General features: G+C 55.1%; 1 rRNA gene. It reads left to right on the top strand.

The window, feature by feature from the left end:
• Positions 1–1433: ribosomal RNA gene (locus tag RZA33_RS19245) — 23S ribosomal RNA — on the top strand; the annotation flags it as partial.
• Positions 1434–1641: the final 208 nt, after the last annotated feature.

The following is a 1641-nucleotide window of genomic DNA, read 5'->3' as shown; positions in this document are numbered from 1 at the left end:
GTAGGCTGAGGGTTTAGGTAAATCCGGACCCTTTTAAGGCCGAGACACGAAACGAACTGACCACGGTCAGGAAGTCACTGATGCCACGCTTCCAGGAAAAGCCTCTAAGCTTCAGATCATGTGCGACCGTACCCCAAACCGACACAGGTGGTCAGGGAGAGAATCCCAAGGCGCTTGAGAGAACTCGGGTGAAGGAACTAGGCAAAATGGTGCCGTAACTTCGGGAGAAGGCACGCCGGCGTAGGGTGACGAGACTTGCTCTCTCAGCCCGAACCGGTCGAAGATACCAGGTGGCTGCAACTGTTTATTAAAAACACAGCACTCTGCTAACGCGTAAGCGGACGTATAGGGTGTGACGCCTGCCCGGTGCCGGAAGGTTAAATGATGGTGTTAGCCGCAAGGCGAAGCTCTTGATTGAAGCCCCGGTAAACGGCGGCCGTAACTATAACGGTCCTAAGGTAGCGAAATTCCTTGTCGGGTAAGTTCCGACCTGCACGAATGGCGTAATGATGGCCACGCTGTCTCCACCCGAGACTCAGTGAAATTGAAATCGCCGTGAAGATGCGGTGTACCCGCGGCTAGACGGAAAGACCCCGTGAACCTTTACTATAGCTTCACACTGGACGCTGATGTTGCCTGTGTAGGATAGCTGGGAGGCTTTGAACTTTGGACGCCAGTTCAGAGGGAGCCAACCTTGAAATACCAGCCTGGCATCATTGGCGTTCTCACTCAGGTCCGTTATCCGGATCGAGGACAGTGTGTGGTGGGTAGTTTGACTGGGGCGGTCTCCTCCTAAAGAGTAACGGAGGAGCACGAAGGTACCCTCAGCACGGTCGGACATCGTGCATTGAGTGCAAGAGCATAAGGGTGCTTGACTGCGAGACAGACACGTCGAGCAGGTGCGAAAGCAGGTTCTAGTGATCCGGTGGTTCTGTATGGAAGGGCCATCGCTCAACGGATAAAAGGTACTCCGGGGATAACAGGCTGATACCGCCCAAGAGTTCACATCGACGGCGGTGTTTGGCACCTCGATGTCGGCTCATCACATCCTGGGGCTGAAGTCGGTCCCAAGGGTATGGCTGTTCGCCATTTAAAGTGGTACGCGAGCTGGGTTTAGAACGTCGTGAGACAGTTCGGTCCCTATCTGCCGTGGGCGTTGGATGTTTGAGAAGGGCTGCTCCTAGTACGAGAGGACCGGAGTGGACGACCCTCTGGTGTTCCGGTTGTCACGCCAGTGGCATTGCCGGGTAGCTATGGTCGGACGGGATAACCGCTGAAAGCATCTAAGCGGGAAGCCCCCTTCAAGATGAGACATCCCTGAGGCCTAGAGCCTCCTGAAGGGCCCAGCGAGACCAGCTGGTTGATAGGCACGGTGTGGAAGCGCTGCAAGGCGTTGAGCTAACGTGTACTAATGGCCCGTGAGGCTTGACCCTATAACACCCAAGGGGTCTGCTCACAATGATGACGTTAAAGGTTGAGTAACGCTCAACGAAAAGCCGGATACGCAGCGTGTGGCCTAGCTCAAGCGAGCATAGGCGGCAAGCAATGAGACGATCACAAGATAGCCAGCATGATATACATCGCCAGTTACGCCTGACGACCATAGCGAGCGTGAACCACCTGATCCCTTGCCGAACTCAG

The organism is Halovibrio sp. HP20-59 (assembly GCF_033052795.2).
In the GTDB taxonomy this organism is placed as follows: Bacteria; Pseudomonadota; Gammaproteobacteria; order Pseudomonadales; family Halomonadaceae; genus Vreelandella.
Note: the sequence above shows the minus strand (reverse complement) of the source record. Positions and strands in the feature narration are given on the sequence as shown.